At 65.9% G+C, this 18,246-nt stretch carries 14 protein-coding genes; 4 read left to right on the top strand and 10 right to left on the bottom strand.

The window, feature by feature from the left end; all coding sequences use genetic code 11:
- The first annotated feature begins 131 nt into the window (after positions 1-131).
- Positions 132-740: a hypothetical protein gene (locus tag ACZY0R_RS17910; protein ID WP_488860052.1), complete on the top strand. Its 609-nt coding sequence runs from the start codon at positions 132-134 to the stop codon at positions 738-740.
- A gap of 16 nt (positions 741-756) precedes the next feature.
- Here ACZY0R_RS17910 and ACZY0R_RS17905 read toward each other — a convergent pair whose 3' ends face one another.
- The 10 genes from ACZY0R_RS17905 to ACZY0R_RS17860 all read right to left on the bottom strand — a co-directional run bounded on the left by ACZY0R_RS17905 (position 757) and on the right by ACZY0R_RS17860 (position 14,069).
- Positions 757-1,392: a methyltransferase domain-containing protein gene (locus ACZY0R_RS17905; RefSeq protein WP_488860050.1), complete on the bottom strand. Its 636-nt coding sequence runs from the start codon at positions 1,390-1,392 to the stop codon at positions 757-759.
- A 63-nt stretch (positions 1,393-1,455) separates the two neighbouring features.
- Positions 1,456-3,033 carry a ubiquinone biosynthesis regulatory protein kinase UbiB gene (gene ubiB / locus ACZY0R_RS17900; RefSeq protein ID WP_045240827.1) on the bottom strand — a complete coding sequence of 526 codons (1,578 nt, stop codon included), beginning with the start codon at positions 3,031-3,033 and terminating at the stop codon, positions 1,456-1,458.
- 73 nt (positions 3,034-3,106) lie between these two features.
- Entirely contained in the window at positions 3,107-3,793 is a 687-nt protein-coding gene (locus ACZY0R_RS17895) for a ubiquinone biosynthesis accessory factor UbiJ (protein WP_488860048.1), read from the bottom strand.
- Between the two features lie 693 nt (positions 3,794-4,486).
- Positions 4,487-5,503, bottom strand: coding sequence for a Tim44 domain-containing protein (locus ACZY0R_RS17890; protein ID WP_488860046.1), 1,017 nt, complete (start codon positions 5,501-5,503; stop codon positions 4,487-4,489).
- Positions 5,504-5,555: 52 nt separating this feature from the next.
- Positions 5,556-6,287 carry a bifunctional demethylmenaquinone methyltransferase/2-methoxy-6-polyprenyl-1,4-benzoquinol methylase UbiE gene (ubiE, locus tag ACZY0R_RS17885; protein WP_488860044.1) on the bottom strand — a complete coding sequence of 244 codons (732 nt, stop codon included), beginning with the start codon at positions 6,285-6,287 and terminating at the stop codon, positions 5,556-5,558.
- Positions 6,288-6,324: 37 nt separating this feature from the next.
- Positions 6,325-6,738 carry a gamma-butyrobetaine hydroxylase family protein gene (locus tag ACZY0R_RS17880; protein ID WP_045240845.1) on the bottom strand — a complete coding sequence of 138 codons (414 nt, stop codon included), beginning with the start codon at positions 6,736-6,738 and terminating at the stop codon, positions 6,325-6,327.
- Between the two features lie 52 nt (positions 6,739-6,790).
- Positions 6,791-8,656, bottom strand: a complete 1,866-nt coding sequence (locus ACZY0R_RS17875) for an ABC transporter ATP-binding protein/permease (protein WP_488860042.1) — start codon at positions 8,654-8,656, stop codon at positions 6,791-6,793.
- A gap of 138 nt (positions 8,657-8,794) precedes the next feature.
- The gene (locus tag ACZY0R_RS17870; protein ID WP_488860040.1) at positions 8,795-9,229 is read right to left on the bottom strand and encodes an HIT family protein; all 435 of its coding nucleotides are present in this window, start codon (positions 9,227-9,229) and stop codon (positions 8,795-8,797) included.
- Between the two features lie 129 nt (positions 9,230-9,358).
- Positions 9,359-13,333, bottom strand: a complete 3,975-nt coding sequence (locus tag ACZY0R_RS17865) for a DUF3683 domain-containing protein (protein WP_488860038.1) — start codon at positions 13,331-13,333, stop codon at positions 9,359-9,361.
- A 157-nt stretch (positions 13,334-13,490) separates the two neighbouring features.
- Positions 13,491-14,069 carry a YqaA family protein gene (locus ACZY0R_RS17860; protein WP_488860036.1) on the bottom strand — a complete coding sequence of 193 codons (579 nt, stop codon included), beginning with the start codon at positions 14,067-14,069 and terminating at the stop codon, positions 13,491-13,493.
- Positions 14,070-14,442: 373 nt separating this feature from the next.
- Between ACZY0R_RS17860 and ACZY0R_RS17855 the strand changes: the two genes are divergently transcribed.
- Genes ACZY0R_RS17855 through ACZY0R_RS17845 form a run of 3 tightly spaced genes read left to right on the top strand, consistent with a single transcriptional unit; the run spans position 14,443 to position 18,133 of the window.
- Positions 14,443-14,925: a (2Fe-2S)-binding protein gene (locus ACZY0R_RS17855; protein WP_045240834.1), complete on the top strand. Its 483-nt coding sequence runs from the start codon at positions 14,443-14,445 to the stop codon at positions 14,923-14,925.
- 10 nt (positions 14,926-14,935) lie between these two features.
- Entirely contained in the window at positions 14,936-17,317 is a 2,382-nt protein-coding gene (locus ACZY0R_RS17850) for a xanthine dehydrogenase family protein molybdopterin-binding subunit (protein WP_488860034.1), read from the top strand.
- A 15-nt stretch (positions 17,318-17,332) separates the two neighbouring features.
- The gene (locus tag ACZY0R_RS17845) at positions 17,333-18,133 is read left to right on the top strand and encodes an FAD binding domain-containing protein (RefSeq protein ID WP_488860032.1); all 801 of its coding nucleotides are present in this window, start codon (positions 17,333-17,335) and stop codon (positions 18,131-18,133) included.
- Positions 18,134-18,246 lie beyond the last annotated feature (113 nt).

The raw sequence follows: 18,246 nt of genomic DNA, 5'->3' as shown, positions 1-18,246 counted from the left end.
TACACGGATTACAAAGCTCGCGTCAGCGCGTCGCCACCGCCGCGCATTAGAGCGGCAAGGCAGCAGATATCGGGCACACAGCCCACGAGCCGCGCTGCCGCCCACGTCCCCGAAAGGAAAAGGAGAACACCATGCCGAACCGCCAAACCCTGATGCTCAAGACCCTGATGATTGCCGCCGGCCTGCTCGGCGCCGGTCTGGCCAGCGCCCAGACCGCGGCGGTCGCGCAGGATGTGCAGCGCAACGTCAACCAGGAGCAGCGTATCGAGAATGGCCTGCAATCCGGCAGCCTGAGCACGCGCGAGGCGGCCAGCCTGCAAAAGCAGACCGCGCGGGTCGATCGCATGGAAGCGCATGCCCTTGCCAACGGTTCGGTCTCGCCGCGCGAGCAGGCGTCGATCCAGCGTGCCGAGAACAATGTGAGCCGCGATATCTCGCGCGACACGCATAACGGCATCAGCGGCAACCCCGCCAGCCTGTCATCGCAGCGCATGCAGGCCGATGTGCAACGCAATATCAATCAGGAGCAACGCATCCAGAACGGCGTGGCCAACGGCTCGCTGACCAACCGCGAAGCCGGCAAGCTCGAACGCGGCCAGGCCCACGTCGACCGGCGCGAAGCGCTTGCCGGCGCCAATGGCCACGTGGGCGCGGCCGAACAACGCGGCATCCAGCGCGCCGAAAACCGCGACAGCCGGTCGATCTACCACGACAAGCACAACGGCCGCGTGCGCGGCTAAGGGGAAAAACCGGCGCCTAGGCCAGGCGGCGCCAGACCTGCCAATGCTCGCGGCCGGCGAACACCGGCAGCGAGCCGGTGGCGGCACGCGCCTCCACCAGCTCGAACGCCGGCGCAAGCAGCGCGCGCAGTTCCGCCTCGGGCATCGCGAAGGGCGGCCCGCCACGCGTTTCATCCAGGAAGAAGTAGCCGGCCAGCAGGCCGCCCGGCGGCAGCAACTCCGCCACGCGCCGGCCATAGGCAGCCCGCATGGCTGGCGGCAAGGCGCACAGGAAGGCACGTTCGTAGATGAGCTGGCAGGCCGGCTCGGGCGTGAACGCAAAGAAATCCGCCTCGTGCACGATAGCCCCGGCAGGCCCCAGCGCGCGCCGCGCGCTCGCCACCGCCTCCGGCGAGAAATCGATGGCGGCCACCGGCCACCCACGCGCATGGAGCCAGCCGGCTTCCCAGCCATTGCCACATCCGGGGACCAGCGTCGGGCACGGCGCCATCGCGCTGGCGAAGGCCTCGAAATCGGCAGGCACGCCGCCCAGGTCCCACGGCATGAATCCTTTCTCGAAGCGCTCGTCCCAGAAGGCCGGATCGGCCGCGTTGCGGGTGGCGAAGGCTGGCGTAGCGCCGGGCTTGCCGGCTGTGTTATCGGAATTGGTCAAGCGCGCCTCAACTGTCTCTATATTCAATTGCCTTTGTTCATGCTGGCTGTGCCGCTGCAGGCGCTACCAATAGCCAACCCAGGCCAGCAATTCGGTCAGCACCACGCCGGCGACAAAGCCTCCCACCAACAGCAACGCCGTGCCCACCAGGCGGTTGGTGCGGCGCTGCTCTGTGATCAGGGCGGTCAGCAGCCTCTCTTGCTGGCTGTTGTCGACCAGCGCACGGCGCTCCAGGAACTGGTGCGCCAGGCGCGGGAAGTCGGGCAGCATCTTGGCCCATTGCGGCGCCTCCACCTGGATCCTCTCCCAGGCGCCCTTCCAGCCCACCTGCTCGTGCATCCACTTCTCGAGAAAGGGCTTGGCGGTCTTCCACAGGTCCAGGTCGGGATCGAGCTGGCGGCCCAGCCCTTCGATGTTCAGCAAGGTTTTCTGCAACAGCACCAGTTGCGGCTGGATCTCGACATTGAAGCGGCGCGAGGTCTGGAACAGGCGCATCAGCACCATGCCCAGCGAGATCTCCTTGAGCGGCTTGTCGAAATAGGGCTCGCAGCAGGCGCGCACGGCGCTTTCCAGCTCCTCCACCCGCGTGTTCGGCGGCACCCAGCCCGATTCCACGTGCAGCAGGGCCACGCGATGGTAGTCGCGCCGGAAGAAGGCGATGAAATTCTGCGCCAGGTAATTCTTGTCGAACTCGGAAAGCGCGCCGACGATGCCGAAGTCCAGCGCGATATAGCGGCCGAAACTCTGCGGCGCCACCGACACCAGGATGTTGCCAGGGTGCATGTCGGCATGGAAGAAGCCGTCGCGGAACACCTGGGTGAAGAAGATTTCCACCCCCTCCTCGGCCAGCAGGTGCATGTCGACGCCGGCCGCCTTGAGCGATTCGGTGCGCGAGATGGGGATGCCGTGCATGCGCTCCATCACGAACACCTCGCTGCTGCAGAAGTCCCAGAACACCTCGGGCACGAGCAGCAGCTTGGTGTCGGCGAAATTGCGGCGCAGCTGGCTGGCATTGGCCGCCTCGATCATCAGGTCGAGTTCGTCGTGCAGGTATTTATCGAACTCGGCAACCACCTCGCGCGGCTTCAGGCGCTTGCCGTCGGCCCAGAAACGCTCCAGCCAGGCCGCGAGGTCGCGCATCAGCGCCAGGTCGCTGTCGATGACCGGAAGCATGCCGGGGCGCAGGACTTTCACCGCCACTTCGCGCCCCTCGCTGGGGCCGCCCTTCAAGGTGGCGAAATGCACCTGGGCGATCGAGGCGCTGGCCACCGGCTTGTGGTCGAAGCTCTCGAACAGCGTGGACAGCGGCCGGCCCAGCGAGCGCTCGATGATCTTGACCGCCACCACCGAATCGAACGGCGGCACCTGGTCCTGCAGCTTGGCAAGCTCGTCGGCAATGTCCGCCGGCATCAGGTCGCGCCGGGTGGATAGCACCTGGCCGAACTTGACGAAGATCGGGCCCAGGCGGGTGAGCGCCAGCCGCAGCCGCTCGCCGCGCGGCATGTCGAGCTTGCGGCCGATGGTGATGACGCGCACCAGGAAGCGGATGCGGCGGCTCTTGAAACCCGACAGTACGAGCTCGTCGAGGCCGTAGTAGAGGATGACGAAAACGATCTTGCAAAGGCGCAGGAAGCGGGTCATGCAGGTTCTTCAGTATTGGGGGCGGTGCGGATTGGCCAGTGTCGGCTGGCGGATGATCAGTTGCAATCGGCGATCAGCGGTGGGCGGAAGGCAGCGTGCCGGAACCGCCTGCAGCGCCCCGCCCGGACCGGCTGCGCTGCTCGAGCTTCTCCAGCCGCTTTTCCAGCCGGGCCAGATCGTCGCGCAGCGCGCTCACGCCGGCGCTGAACTCGTCCAGCGCGACGTGCCGCACCAGGGTTGGCTGCTCGTCGAGCAGGTATTCGGTCACATTGTCCACCAGCGTGCGGCCCAGCCGCGTGACTTGCGCATGGACTTGCTGCGCGCCGTCCACCACCCGTTGCGCGACGCTGTCGCTGACCGGGCCGCCCAACAGGCCGCGCAACGCGCGCGACAGGTCCTCGGCCGCATCCCAGCGCAGGCTGCGCGCCAGCGTGGATACCGTGTTGGCCAACTCGGCGTCGCCCTCGATGCGCACGTGCTTCATCGCGGCTGCCTGGCCGCCGCCCGCCACGTCCGACGCCACCAGCGGCCATTGCTGCAAGGGCACGGTTAGCGTGACGGCCGGGATCTCATCGGCTTGCGCCAGTTCCGTCAGTCCCTGCGCCGTCACCTTCAATGCGAGCGTGAACGCGGCGGCGTCGAAGCGGATGACGCGGCCCGCGAAGGGCTGGAGCATGGAGGTGGCCCAGGGTTCCTGTTCCAGGAGGTGGTTCAGGGCGGTGACGGGCGGCGTGGCCAGAGGGGTCGGGAGGGTGGTCATGGTTGGGTGGGGGTTGGGGGCGGGCCTTTCAGGAGGTGTTGGTGGTTGGACGGTTCTAGTGTCAAAGTCAAAGGCAACGTCAACTGCTTAACTGCTTAACTGCAAAGTCAAAGGCGGTTTCGCCCCCCTGCGGGGGGCGACCTACTTTCTTGTCTTGCCAAGAAAGTAGGCAAAGAAGGCGCGCCGGATGGGGCGACACCCCCTCGGCCTGGTACACCTGCACGGCTCGCTTCGCATCGCGGAACGGTGTGGCCCGCCCTCACGGGCGCTCCACACGGCTAGCAATCGTTACCTTGGCGGACCCGCTCTTGCAAACGCCGCCCTCTCCCCCGGCCCCTCTCCCGCAAGCGGGAGAGGGGAGCAAACCAATGGTCAACTCAAACCTTCAGGTTGTAGCCGTGTTTACCGCCCGAGGGGCGGCAAACACCGTCCCGCGATGCGAAGCGAGCCGTGTAGGTTTACCTTGCCGTATGGGGCGCCTTCTTTGCCTACTTTCTTGGCAAGACAAGAAAGTAGGTCGCCGCCCCGCAGGGGTGGTGAAACTGCCTTTGACTTTAAGCCCTTGACGTTGACCTTGAAGTCAAGCAACAGAATCCCCCCACCCCACAGACAAAAAAAGCCCACGTTTTCACGTGGGCCTCCATTCTATGCCACCTGCCGGCCGTGCAGCGGCCGGCAAGGCACTCCCCGCTCTCAGGAAACCTGCTGAATACCAGCCAGCAGCCAGCCACCGCTACCCGTCACCGGCTTCGCCAGGTTCCAGACTTCAGCGAAAGGCTGTGCCGGATCGCCGGCCTTTTCACGAATCATGCCAGAGAAGCGCACGCTAGCCAGATGCTGGGCCGGGCTGTCCTCGATGCCGAGCAGCTCGGCTTCCAGCGTGACCACGTCGGTCTTGTTGACCTCGGCGCCGCGCTCGGACAAGTCCATCTTGATCTCGGCGAACATTTCCGGCGTGGTGAACTCGCGGATGTCATCGAGATTGCCGGCGTCCCAGGCAGCCTGCAGGCGCACGTAGTAAACCTTGGCGTTTCGCAGGAAGGCTTCGGTGTCGAAGTCGGCTGGCACGCCCCAGGGCTGGGCCACGGCCGCGGCAGCCGCGGCGCCGGCCATCACCGGCGCGGCGGACTGCAACGGGGAGGCAGCGCCAGATGCGGGCATCACGGGATCCTGTGCACCGGCAGGCACTTGCTGGCGCAGCACCGGCTCGTTGCTTCCGCCCATGCCACCCGGGCCGTTACCAGCACCCGCTCCGGCATAGGCCGGTTGCTGCGGACGGCTCGCGCCGCCGCGGAACTTGCGGATCAGCCAGATCGCGACGAACGCCACCAGGGCGATCAGGATCAGGTTGGACAAGAAGCCCATGGCGGCGCCGCCCAGGCCGAAGTGCGACAACAGCCAGCCAATGCCCAGGCCGGCGGCGATGCCGCCGAGCATGCCTCCCCAGTTGCGCTTGGGTGCGGCAGCGGCTGCCGCGCCAGCGCCAGCAGCGGCACCGGCCGGCGCGGCTTGCTGGGCCGGTTGCTGCTGCGCGGGCGTCTGGTTCGGCGATTGCTGTGCCGGCGCCTGCTGGCGCTGCGTCACGCTGGACGATTGCTTGCCAACGCTGCGAGACCCGCCGAGGCGTTTGGCGTTGGCGTCCAGCGCCATGCCGAGGGCAAGCGTGCCAATCAGCACACCCGCCATGAATCTTGCGCGAAATAGCGACATATCAGTGCTTCCCCTGTTAAGTTCGCTCATTTTTCCGTGAGCCTATATCAGTCTAGTACTTTCGCCCGACGTGGAGTGCCACCACGCCTGCCGTCAGGTTGAAGTATTCGACATTGTCCAGGCCCGCATGTTCCATAAGACGTACAAGTGAAACCTGGTCTGGATGCATTCTGATGGATTCCGCCAGATAGCGATAGCTATCGGAATCCTGTACCACGCGCTGCCCCAGCCACGGCAGGAACTTCAGTGAATAGAGATCGTAGGCCTTTTCCAGCGGTTTCCACACCTTGGAGAACTCCAGCACCATGACCTTGCCGCCCGGCTTGATCACGCGGCGCATCTCGGCCAGCGCCACGTCCTTGTGGGTCATGTTGCGCAACCCGAAGGATACGGTGACCACATCGAAGTAATTGTCGGGGAAGGGAATCCGCTCCGCGTCACACAGGCAGGTGGGGATGACAATGCCCTTGTTCAACAGGCGATCGCGACCCACCCGCAACATGGATTCGTTGATATCGGTCAGCCAGACCTCGCCGGCAGGTCCGGCCTGGCGCGCGAAGGCCTTGGCCAGGTCGCCGGTGCCGCCGGCGATGTCGAGCACCTTGAAACCGGGCCGCACGCCGGCCTGGGCGATGGTGAACATCTTCCACAGCCGGTGCATGCCGCCGGACATCAGGTCGTTCATGACATCGTACTTCTTGGCCACCGAATGGAAGACTTCGGCCACCTTGCCGGCCTTCTCTTCTTCCTTGACCTTCTCGAACCCGAAGTGGGTTTCGCTCATAACTCGCTCCAGAATTCAGTAATGGCCCGCGGGGCGCTCAATGATGGCCGCAGGCATGGCCGCCGCCGGCCACCATCGGGGTGTCGCGGTCGACCCCGGCCGCTTCCAGGCGCTGCAGGTAGGCCTGCCAGATGGCATCCTGCTCTGCGCCCAGGCGGTAAAGCAGTTCCCAGGAATAGATGCCGGTATCGTGACCGTCGGAAAAACGGATCAGGATGGCGTAGTTGCCAACCGGCTCGACCGCAGCGATGGTGACATCGCGCTTGCCGGTCTGCAGCACTTCCTGGCCCGGGCCGTGGCCCTGCACTTCGGCCGAGGGCGAGTTCACCCTCAGGTACTCGAAGGGCAGCCGGAAGCTGGAACCGTTGTCGAAGCCCACCTCCAGCACGCGCGACTGGGTGTGCACGGTGAGGGCGGTGGGGTGGGGAGTATCTTTTTCGAGGCCTGCCATGATGGGTGGCGCGCGGCTTTCGGCGCGCCGCAAATCGCGGCCACACCCGCCTTCACGCTTCGTGTACGACCCGATAGCTTACCGCAGCCGCCTCGCCTTGCCCATCTTGCTCTGTCTTCCAGTGCGCTCCGTCCGCGGCAACGTAGCGCAGGCGGCGATCATGAAAGGCGGCTACCGTGCTGCGGTGGGCGATGCTGATGATCGCCGCGCCGGGCAGCGATTCCACCATCAGGCGGTACATCGCGCTCTCGGTCTCCTCGTCGAGCGCGCTGGTGGCTTCGTCCAGGAAGAGGTAGTCAGGCTTTTGCAGCAGCGCGCGCGCGAAGGCGAGCCGCTGCTGTTCGCCCGGCGACAAACGCAGCGACCAGTTGTCGAACACATCAAGCTGCTCGGTCAGGGCGCCGAGCTGGGCCTGGCGCAGCACCTCCTGCAAAGCCTCGCGGCTGTGGGCGGTGCCGGCGTCGGGATAAGCCAGCGCATCGGCGAGCGAGCCGATCGGCAGATAGCTGCGTTGCGGCAGGAACAGCAAGCTGGCCGCGCGCGGCATGGCTACCGTGCCGCTGCCATATGGCCAGATGCCGGCCAGCGCGCGGAACAACACGCTCTTGCCGCAGCCGGAGGGACCGCTGACCAGCCAGCGTTCGCCGGCGCCGATCTCCAGCGAGAACGGCGCCACCAGCGGCCGCTGGTGGATTTCGCCGCCATTGCCCGTGCGCACCGGCAGCGCCAGCGCGAGGGTGTCGATGCGGATGCCGTCGGCATCAGCCTGGTCCACCTCGATATCGCGCACGCCGGTGTGCTCCTGGTCCTGCCGCTCGGCCACCCGGATGGCGTCGCGGAAATCGATCAGCCGGTTGGCCGCGGCCTTCCAGCCGACCAGCGTCGCGTAGTTATCGACGAACCAGGACAGGGCGCCCTGCACCTGGCCGAATGCCGAACTCACCTGCATCAACCCGCCGAGCGTCATCTTGCCGGCGAAGTAGCGCGGAGCGGCCACGATCAGCGGGAAGATGATGGCGAACTGGGCATAGCCGGAATTGACGAAGGTCAGGCGCCGCGTATAACGCATCAACTGGTTCCAGTTGGCGCGAATGCGGTCGAAGCGCGAGCGCAGGCCGGCCTGTTCGGTCGGTTCCCCCCGGTACAGCGCCACGGGCTCGCTGTTCTCGCGCAGGCGCACCAGCGTGAAGCGGAAATCCGCCTCGTACCGCTCCTGCTGGTAGCTCAGCCCGATCAGCGGCCGCCCCACCAGATGGGCGATCAGCGACCCGATCACCGCGTAGCCGATGGCGAACCACACCATGTAGCCGGGAATGATGATCTCGTTGCCGCCGAGCATGAAGCTGATCGGCCCTGACACCGCCCACAGGATGCCGACGAAGGACAGCAGTGTTACCACCGAATTGAGCAGCCCGAGCGAGAGCGTCAGGGCACCATCGGTAAACGAGCGCAGGTCGTCGGCCAGCCGCTGGTCAGGGTTGTCGGTGGTATGGGTCTGCTCGATGCGGTAGTACGCCTGATGACTGAGCCAGTGGTCCATGAAGCGCCCCGTCATCCACGTACGCCAGCGCATTTGCAGCATCATGGTGTAGTACTGGCGCGAGATGGCCGCCACGATGAAGAAGCCGGCAATCCACGAAAAGCGGATCAGCAGCGCCTTGAAGGAGCCGTAGTCGTGCTGCTCCAGCGCGTTGTAGAACACGCGGGTCCAGTCATTGAGCAGCACATTGATATAGACGATGCCGAGATTGAGCGCGACCACGAAGGTCAGTAGCCCCAGCCCGGCCTTGCGGTCCTCGGATATCCAGTAAGGCTTGATCAGGTCCCAGGTCTCGCCCATCCGCAGGCGGCTCTGGACCTTGAGGGCACGGGCCGGCACGGCCGGGCCTGGAACGGTAACGGAAGTCGGTGTGGACATGGCACCTTTCGCGCGGGCGGGCCATGGCTGATCCACCGGCCCCGCCCTTGTGGGAATGAAGACAACGGGTGTTAGAAGACGGCGCTGCCCGGCTGGTTCCGGAAACTCCAAAAAACCGGCAGCAATCCGCGCCTTGGTTCAGCGTACTTCGTCCAGTTTCGCCAGGGCCGCACGCAATGCCGGCAGGCGCTGCGCAAGGCCAGCCAGGCGCGCGGCATCGGGCTCGCGCTGCGGGGCCGCCCAGACGGCTTCGGGAAAATGCGTGTCCCAGCGATAGCGTGGAATGATATGCCAGTGCAGGTGCGGCACCATATTGCCGAAGGCGGCAAGGTTGACCTTGTCGGGCGACATGGTCTCGCGCACCGCGCGCTCCACGCGCGCCACCAGGCGCATCAGCCAGGCCTGGTCGTCCTCGGGCAGGTCGGTCTGCTCGGCCACGTGGCCGTTCCAGACCACCCGGCAAAAGCCTGGAAAGCGCTCGTGCTCGACCAGGATGACGCGGGCGCGCTCGCCGCGCCAGGCCAGTTCGCCGCCGTCGGTCTCGCACAGGGGGCAGTCGGGGACGAGGTTCATGCGATCACTCCCGGGACGCCGAGGGCATCAGTCCGCTGCCCGGGGTTGGCTGTTCTCCCGCAAGCGGGAGAGGCGCGCAAACCAGAGGCTTGCCGAAGCGCATCGTGCTCACCGCCCTCGCCCCTTCCATCACACCAGCACCCGCTCGATGCCGCCCGAATTGGCCTTGGCCACGTAGTCCGGCATCCAGTTCTCGCCCAGCAGGTGCCTGGCCATTTCCACCACGATGTAGTCCGCCGTTACCGTGGCGTCTTCCTTGTAGCGCGACAAACCCTGCAGGCAGGACGGGCAGCTGGTCAGGATCTTGACGTCGCCGACGAAGCCGTCGGTGCGCAACTTGTCCGCGCCCTTGGTCATTTCCTCTTCCTTGCGGAAGCGGATCTGCGTGGAAATGTCCGGACGCGACACCGCCAGGGTGCCAGACTCGCCACAGCAACGTTCGTTCTTCTCGATCTTGCCGCCGCCCTCGTTGCCGCCCATCAGCTCGTTGACGAGCTTGGTCGGGTCCATGGTCTTGATCGGGGTGTGGCAGGGATCATGGTACATGTAGCGCGTACCGGTCACGCCCTCCAGCTTGACGCCCTTCTCCAGCAGGTATTCGTGGATATCGATGATGCGGCAGCCGGGGAAGATCTTGTCGAATTCATACCCGGCAAGCTGGTCGTAGCAGGTGCCACAGCTCACCACCACGGTCTTGATATCGAGGTAGTTCAGCGTGTTGGCAACCCGGTGGAACAGCACCCGGTTGTCGGTGACCATCTTCTCGGCCTTGTCGTACTGGCCGTTGCCGCGCTGCGGATAGCCGCAGCACAGGTAGCCAGGCGGCAACACGGTCTGTACACCGACATGCCACAGCATCGCCTGCGTGGCGAGGCCGACCTGCGAGAACAGCCGCTCCGAGCCGCAGCCCGGGAAATAGAACACCGCCTCGGTCTCGGGCGAGGTCCGCTTCGGGTCGCGGATGATCGGCACGATCTCGTTGTCTTCGATATCGAGCAGCGCACGCGCGGTCTTCTTGGGCAGGTTGCCCGGCATCTTCTTGTTGATGAAGTGGATCACCTGCTCTTGCACCGGCGCCCGGCCCACCGTGGCGGGCGGGTGCTCGGTCTGCTTCCTGGCGAACTTCTTGAGCACGTCGTTGCCCAGGCGCTGCACCTTGTAGCCCCAGTCGATCATGACCTTGCGGGTCATGTTGATGGTCTGCGGGTTGGTGGCGTTGAGGAAGAACATCGACGCGGCGGTGCCGGGATTGAACTTCTTCTGCCCCATCTTGCGCAGCAGGTTGCGCATGTTCATCGACACGTCGCCGAAGTCGATCTTGACCGGGCAGGGCGTCACGCACTTGTGGCAGACCGTGCAGTGGTCGGCCACGTCGGAGAACTCGTCCCAGTGCTTGATCGAGATGCCGCGGCGGGTCTGCTCCTCGTACAGGAAGGCCTCCACCAGCAGCGAGGTCGCCAGGATCTTGTTGCGCGGGCTGTACAGCAGGTTGGCGCGCGGCACGTGGGTGGCGCACACCGGCTTGCACTTGCCGCAGCGCAGGCAGTCCTTGACGCTGTCGGCAATGGCGCCGATATCGCTCTGCTGCATGATGATGGACTCATGCCCCATCAGCCCGAACGACGGCGTATAGGCGTTGCGCAGGTCGGCGCCCGGCAACAGCTTGCCCTTGTTGAAGCGGCCCTGCGGGTCCACGCGCTGCTTGTACTCGCGGAACTCGCCGATCTCGTCTTCGGTCAGGAACTCCAGCTTGGTGATGCCGATGCCGTGCTCGCCGGAGATCACGCCGTCGAGCGAGCGCGCCAGCGCCATGATGCGGGCCACCGCGCGGTGGGCGTCCTGCAGCATGTCGTAGTCGTCGGAGTTGACCGGGATATTGGTGTGCACGTTGCCGTCGCCGGCGTGCATGTGCAGCGCCACGAAAACGCGGCCGCGCAGCACCTGCTTGTGGATCTTCTGCGCTTCGTCGAGGATGGGCTTGAACTCGCCGCCGTTGAAGATATTGCGCAGCTCGGCGCGCACTTCGCTCTTCCAGGACACGCGGATGGTGCGGTCCTGCAGCAAGTGGAACACGGTGGCGTCCGGCTGCTGCGCCAGGCGTGCCTCGAAGGCCTGGCCGAGCAGGCCCAGCCCGTGGCCGATCAGCGCGGCGCGCGCGGTGGCCAGCGGCGTGTCGAGATGGTTCTGCAGATAGGTCCAGCGCGAGCGGATCTCGCGCAGCAGCTGCAAGGCGTGCTGCACGCGGTCTTCCAGCAGTTCGGCGCTGGGAATCTCGTTGGCGTCGTCGCTGCGGCCCAGCGGCAGGTTGCCGCGCGCGAAGAAGGCTTCCAGCGCGTCGGTCAGCTGGAGCTTGTTCTTGATCGACAGCTCGATATTGATGCGCTCGATGCCATCGGTGTACTCGCCCATGCGCGGCAGCGGGATCACCACGTCTTCATTGATCTTGAAGGCGTTGGTGTGCTTGGCGATGGCGGCGGTACGGGAGCGGTCCAGCCAGAATTTCTTGCGTGCCTCCGGGCTGACCGCGACGAAGCCTTCGCCGCTCTTGCCGTTGGCCATGCGGATGACTTCCGAGGTGGCGCGGGCCACCGCGTCCTGGTCGTCGCCGACGATATCGCCGATCAGCACCATTTTGGGGAAAGCGTTGCGCTTGCTCTTGGTGGCATAGCCCACCGCGCGCAGGTAGCGCTCGTCCAGATGCTCCAGGCCGGCCAGGATGGCGCCGCCGGGGGTGCGCGTCTCGGCGTCGAGGTAGTCCTTGATCTCGACGATGCTCGGAATGGCGTCGCGCGCCTGGCCGAAGAACTCCAGGCAGACCGTGCGCACATGCGCCGGCATGCGGTGCAGGATCCAGCGGGCGCTGGTGATGATGCCGTCGCAGCCTTCCTTCTGGATACCAGGCAGGCCGGCCAGGAACTTGTCGGTCACGTCCTTGCCCAGGCCTTCCTTGCGGAACTTGCGCCCTTCGATGACCAGCGTTTCCGTGCGCAGCGGCTTCTCGCCGGGCGCACGGTTGCCATCCGACCATTTCAGCTCGAATGTGGCGACCGGCACGTCATGGATCTTGCCCAGGTTGTGGTCCTGGCGCGTGACTTCCAGCCAGTTGCCTTCCGGGTCCACCATGCGCCACCAGGCCAGGTTGTCCAGCGCGGTACCCCACAGCACGGCCTTCTTGCCGCCGGCGTTCATGGCCACGTTGCCGCCGATGCAGGAGGCGTCGATCGAGGTCGGGTCGACCGCGAACACCAGCCCCGCCTTGTCGGCGGCATCCGCCACGCGGCGCGTCACCACGCCGGCGCCGGAGAAGATGGTCGCGACCTTGTGCGATACGCCAGGCAGGTCGGTCTGCTCGACCGGCCCGAGCTGCTCGAGCTTTTCCGTATTGATGACCGCGCTCATCGGCGTCAGCGGCACGGCGCCGCCGGTGTAGCCGGTGCCGCCGCCGCGCGGGATGATGGTCAGGCCAAGCTCGAAGCAGCCCTTGACCATGCCGGCGATCTCTTCTTCGGTGTCCGGCGTGAGGACCACGAAGGGATATTCCACGCGCCAGTCGGTCGCGTCGGTCACATGGGAGACGCGCGACAAGCCGTCGAACTTGATGTTGTCCTTCTGCGTGATGCGGCCCAGCACGCGCAGGGTGCGCTTGCGCAGGTCGTAGGCGTCGGCGAACTCCTGCTTGAAGTCCTCGATCGCCTGCTTGGCAAAGCTGACCAGCTGCTCGACGCGGTGGGAGCGGTCCTCGGCCGCCGGTTCGGCATGCTCGGCACGGTCGGCGGCGCGGCGCTTTTCCACCTCGGACAACCGATGGTGGAGTGCGGTCACCAGCATCTGGCGGCGCTTGGGATTCTCCAGCAGGTCGTCCTGCAGGTAGGGATTGCGGCGCACCACCCAGATATCGCCCAGCACTTCGTACAGCATGCGGGCGGACCGGCCGGTGCGGCGTTCTGCGCGCAACTCGTGCAGGATGCGCCAGGCTTCTTCGCCCAGCAGCCGGATGACAATCTCGCGATCCGAGAATGACGTGTAGTTATATGGGATCTCACGCAGGCGCGGGGGCGCATCCTGCGAGGCGAGTTTGGCATCGAGCACGAGTGGGGCGTTCATGGGGAGGGACCGCTTCCTGTAGCGCACGGGGACGGTGCGCCGGATCGTCTTTAAAGGGCAATTGTACTTCAAGGCCTGCTTTCGCCGCACCGCAACATGGCAGAACCTTGCTTGGGCAAGGGTCGCATCACATCGTCAGACGCGCCTGCAAGCCGCGCTAGAACAGGCTTTTGAGGCTGGCGGCGATGCCATGCCAGAAGCTGTTGGGGATCCATAGCAGGGCCATGGTCATGGCAAGGTAGCGCAGAAATTTGCCAATCGCCATGTAAACCAGGCTTGGCCAGAACGGCAGCCGGAGCCAGCCCGCCAAAGTGCACAAAGGATCACCAAGCCCGGGTAACCACGATGCGAGCAGGGTTGGCGGACCGAGCCTGCGCATCCAGCGGAAATAGCGCGCGTCCAGGGCCGGCTTGCGCGGCTTGCGCGGGTGCTTCCGGTGCTCGGCGTGCTCTTCCTCATGCTGGCGCTGCTGGCGCCGCTTGCGGTAGCGCACCAGCGCCAGCTTGGCCGCGTAGCCAAGCCACCAGTCAATGGCTCCGCCCGCGGTATTGCCCAGCGTGGCCACGATGATGGCGGGCCAGAACATATGCGGATTGAGCTTAATATAGCCGAACACCGCAGGCTCGGAACCCAGGGGCAGCAAGGTGGCGGACACCAGGCTGACCAGGAAGATGGCCGGCAGCCCGACTTTGGGCAGGGCGGCGGTTTCGAACAACCAGTCGATGAAGCCTTCCATATAGAGAGAATTGGTGCCGGTGCAGGTTAGCGGTCGGGCGGCGGGCCATTCTAGCAGCGCGCCGCCAGCGTCCTGGCGGCGCAAGGTGCCGGCGGGGCAACCCGCATGGCACGCGCCGGCGATTTGTGATTAACTGTTAGAGCCTGCTGCGCCCAATCGTTCGCGGCCCGGCCATCCTGGCCTTACCGGTTTCACCCGCAGCACATGCAGCATCTGCAGTACCTGCAGCAATGCGTAGTGCCCGCAGCACCGCAGTACCAACATCACGAAATAGCCGTCACCAACAAACGGCAGTAACGCGTCGTGGCCAGTCCCGCGCATTTTCGGGATTCACGGATTGGTCATGCGCGTGTCCACCCACATGGAGACAAGCATGGCGATTCCTATCCGCCTGACCGTCAACGGCCGCGCCGTGGATGCCCAGGTAGAACCCAACACCCTTCTCGTCCAGTTCCTGCGCGAACAACTCCGCCTCACCGGCACCCATGTCGGCTGCGACACCGCCCAGTGCGGGGCTTGCACCGTCCATATGGACGGCCGCGCGGTCAAGTCGTGCAATATGCTGGCGCTGCAGGCGGATGGTGCGAGGATCACCACCATTGAAGGTCTGGCCCCCGAAGGCCAGCTCCATCCCATGCAGGAGGCCTTTCGCAATTGCCACGGGCTGCAATGCGGCTTCTGCACGCCAGGCATGGTCATGAGCGCCACCGCGCTGGTCCAGGCCGAGCCGAATGCCGACGCCGCCGCCATCCGCGAGCAGCTCGAGGGCAATCTGTGCCGCTGTACCGGCTACCACAACATCGTGCGCGCGGTGCAGGAAGGCCAGGCCGCGATGCATGGCGTCAGCGCCGAATAAGGGGACCGCCATGAACGCACCTGACGACCAGCACCTGATCGGCGCTTCGGTCAAGCGCAAGGAAGACTACCGCTTCCTCACCGGCAACGGCCAGTACACCGACGATATCGTGCTGCCGCAGCAAAGCTACGGCTACTTCCTGCGCTCGCCGCACGCCCACGCGCGCATCGCTTCCATCGACAAGGCCGAGGCACTGGCCTCGCCCGGCGTGATCGCCATCTTCACCGGCGACGACGTCGCCGCTGACAAGGTCGGCGGCCTGCCTTGCGGCTGGCTGATCCACAGCATCGACGGCAGCCCGATGAAGGAGCCGCCGCACCCGGTGCTGGCGCAGGGCAAGGCCCGCCACGTGGGCGACCAGGTCGCGCTGGTGGTAGCCGAGACGCTGCAGCAGGCCAAGGACGCGGCCGAGAAGATCGACGTGGCATACGAGGAACTGCCCGCCGTGGTGAACACCGCGCAGGCAGCGTCGGCCAGCACGCTGGTGCACGACGACGTGCCGGAGAACACCAGCTATGTCTGGGGCCACGGCGACCGCGCCGCCACCGACGCCGCCTTTGCCAAGGCCGCCCACGTGACCACGCTCGAGATCGTCAACAACCGCCTGATCCCCAACGCGATCGAGCCGCGCGCCGTCAATGCCAGCTACGCCCGGCAGGACGACAGCTACACCGTCTACGTCTCGAACCAGAACCCGCACGTGGAGCGCCTGCTGATGGGGGCCTTCGTGCTGGGCCTGCCGGAATCGCGGCTGCGCATCATCGCGCCGGACGTGGGTGGCGGCTTCGGCTCCAAGATCTTCCTGTACGCGGAAGACGTGGCGCTGACCTGGGCCTCGAAGAAGGTCAAGCGTCCGATCAAGTGGACCGCCGAGCGCTCCGAATCCTTCCTGACCGATGCCCACGGACGCGACCACGTCACCAAGGCCGAGCTGGCGCTCGATGCCGATGGCAGGTTCCTGGCGATGCGGGTGCACACCACCGCCAACATGGGTGCCTACCTGTCGACCTTCGCCTCCAGCATACCGACCATCCTGTACGCCACGCTGCTGGCCGGGCAGTACACCACCCCGGCGATCTACGCCGAGGTGCGCGCGGTGTTCACCAACACCTCGCCGGTGGATGCCTACCGCGGCGCGGGCCGCCCGGAGGCCACCTATGTGGTGGAAAGGCTGGTGGAAACCGCGGCGCACGAACTGAAGATGGACCCGGCCGAGCTGCGCCGCAAGAATTTCATCCACGACTTCCCCTACGCCACCCCTGTCGGCCTGACCTACGACACCGGCGACTATGAGCCGTGCCTCGCGCGCGCGCAGGAACTGGCCGACGTCAAGGGCTTCCCGGCGCGGCGCGACGAAGCGAAGCAGCGCGACAAGCTGCGCGGCCTGGGCTACTCGTGCTACATCGAAGCGTGCGGTCTGGCGCCATCGAATATCGCCGGCGCGCTGGGCGCGCGCGCGGGCCTGTTCGAGGTTGGCGAGGTCCGCGTGCACCCCACCGGCACCGTGACCGTCTTCACCGGCTCGCACAGCCATGGCCAGGGGCATGAGACCACCTTCGCGCAGATCGTCGCCGAGCGACTCGGCATTGCGCTCGAAGCGGTGGAAATCGTGCATGGCGATACCGGCCGCGTGCCCTTCGGCATGGGCACCTATGGTTCGCGCTCGCTGTCGGTAGGCGGCTCGGCCATCATGAAGGCGCTCGACAAGATCGAGGCCAAGGCCAAGAAGATCGCGGCCCACCTGCTGGAAGCCTCGGACGCCGACATCGAGTTCAGGAACGGCGTGTTCAGCGTGGCCGGCACCGACCGCAGCAAGACCTTCGGCGAGGTTGCGCTGACCGCCTACGTGCCGCACAACTATCCGCTCGACAAGCTCGAACCCGGCCTGAACGAAAACGCCTTCTACGACCCGACCAACTTCACTTACCCGTCCGGCGCCTACATCTGCGAAGTGGAGGTGGACCCCGATACGGGCGAAAGCAAGGTGATCAAGTTCACCGCGGTGGACGATTTCGGCAACATCATCAACCCGATGATCGTCGAAGGCCAGGTGCATGGCGGCATCGGCCAGGGCCTCGGCCAGGCCATGCTGGAGCAGTGCATCTACGACGACGACAGCGGCCAGTTGCTGACCGGCTCCTACATGGACTACGCCATGCCGCGCGCCGGCGACCTGCCCGACTTCACGGTGGAGACCGCCAAGGGCACGCCCTGCACGCACAACCCGCTGGGCGTGAAGGGCTGCGGCGAGGCAGGAGCGATCGGCTCGCCGCCGGCATTCATCAATGCGCTGGTGGACGCGCTCTCGCCGCTGGGCGTGAGCGACATCCAGATGCCCGCCACACCGCACCGCGTATGGCAGGCGATTCGCCACGCGCAGACCGCCAACTGACACCGGAGGCACACCATGTACGCATTCAATTACGAACGCGCCGCCGATGCCACGTCGGCGGTGGCCAGGCTCAAGGCGGACAGCGACGCCAAGTTCCTCGGCGGCGGCCAGAGCCTGCTGGCCGCGATGAAGCTGCGGCTGGCAGCGCCGTCCGCGCTGATCGATGTGGCGCGCATCCCCGGCATGGCGGATATCCGTGTCGAGAACGACGAGCTGGTGATCGGCGCGGCGGCACGCCACGCCGACGTGGCGGCTAATGCCGACGTGCTCAAGCGCATCCCGGCGCTGGCCGCGCTCGCCAACGGCATCGGCGACCGGCAGGTACGCGCGATGGGCACGCTGGGCGGCTCGCTCGCCAACAACGATCCGGCCGCCTGCTACCCGGCGGCCGTACTCGGCCTCAACGCCACCGTGGTGACGGACCGCCGCAATATCGCCGCCGACAATTTTTTCAAGAGCCTCTACGAAACCGCGCTGGAAGCCGATGAGCTGATTACCGCCGTACGCTTCCCCACGCCGGATAAGGCCGCCTACATCAAGTTTCGCAACCCGGCGTCGCGTTTCGCGCTGGTGGGTGTGATGGTGGCGCAGTTCGGCAAGGTCGTGCGGGTAGCGATAACGGGCGCGGCGGATAGCGTCTTCCGCAGCGCGCCGCTGGAACAGGCGCTGATGGCCAGCTTCACACCGGCGGCAGCGCGCGCGGTGGTGGTCGATGCAGGCCAGCTGAATGCCGACCTGCATGCCTCGGCCGAGTACCGCGCGCACCTGATCCCGGTGCTGGCGGCACGGGCGGTGGAGCAAGCGCTCAAGGGTTAGGGCCGAGCCATCCGGCCCGAACCCGCTCCCCCGGCCACCGGCTTGCCACCCTCTCCCGCTTGCGAGAGAGGGGCCGGGGGAGAGGGAGGGCGCAATCAGGAAGGCGTCCATCC

Source organism: Cupriavidus sp. F041, assembly GCF_057814235.1.
Note: the sequence above shows the minus strand (reverse complement) of the source record. Positions and strands in the feature narration are given on the sequence as shown.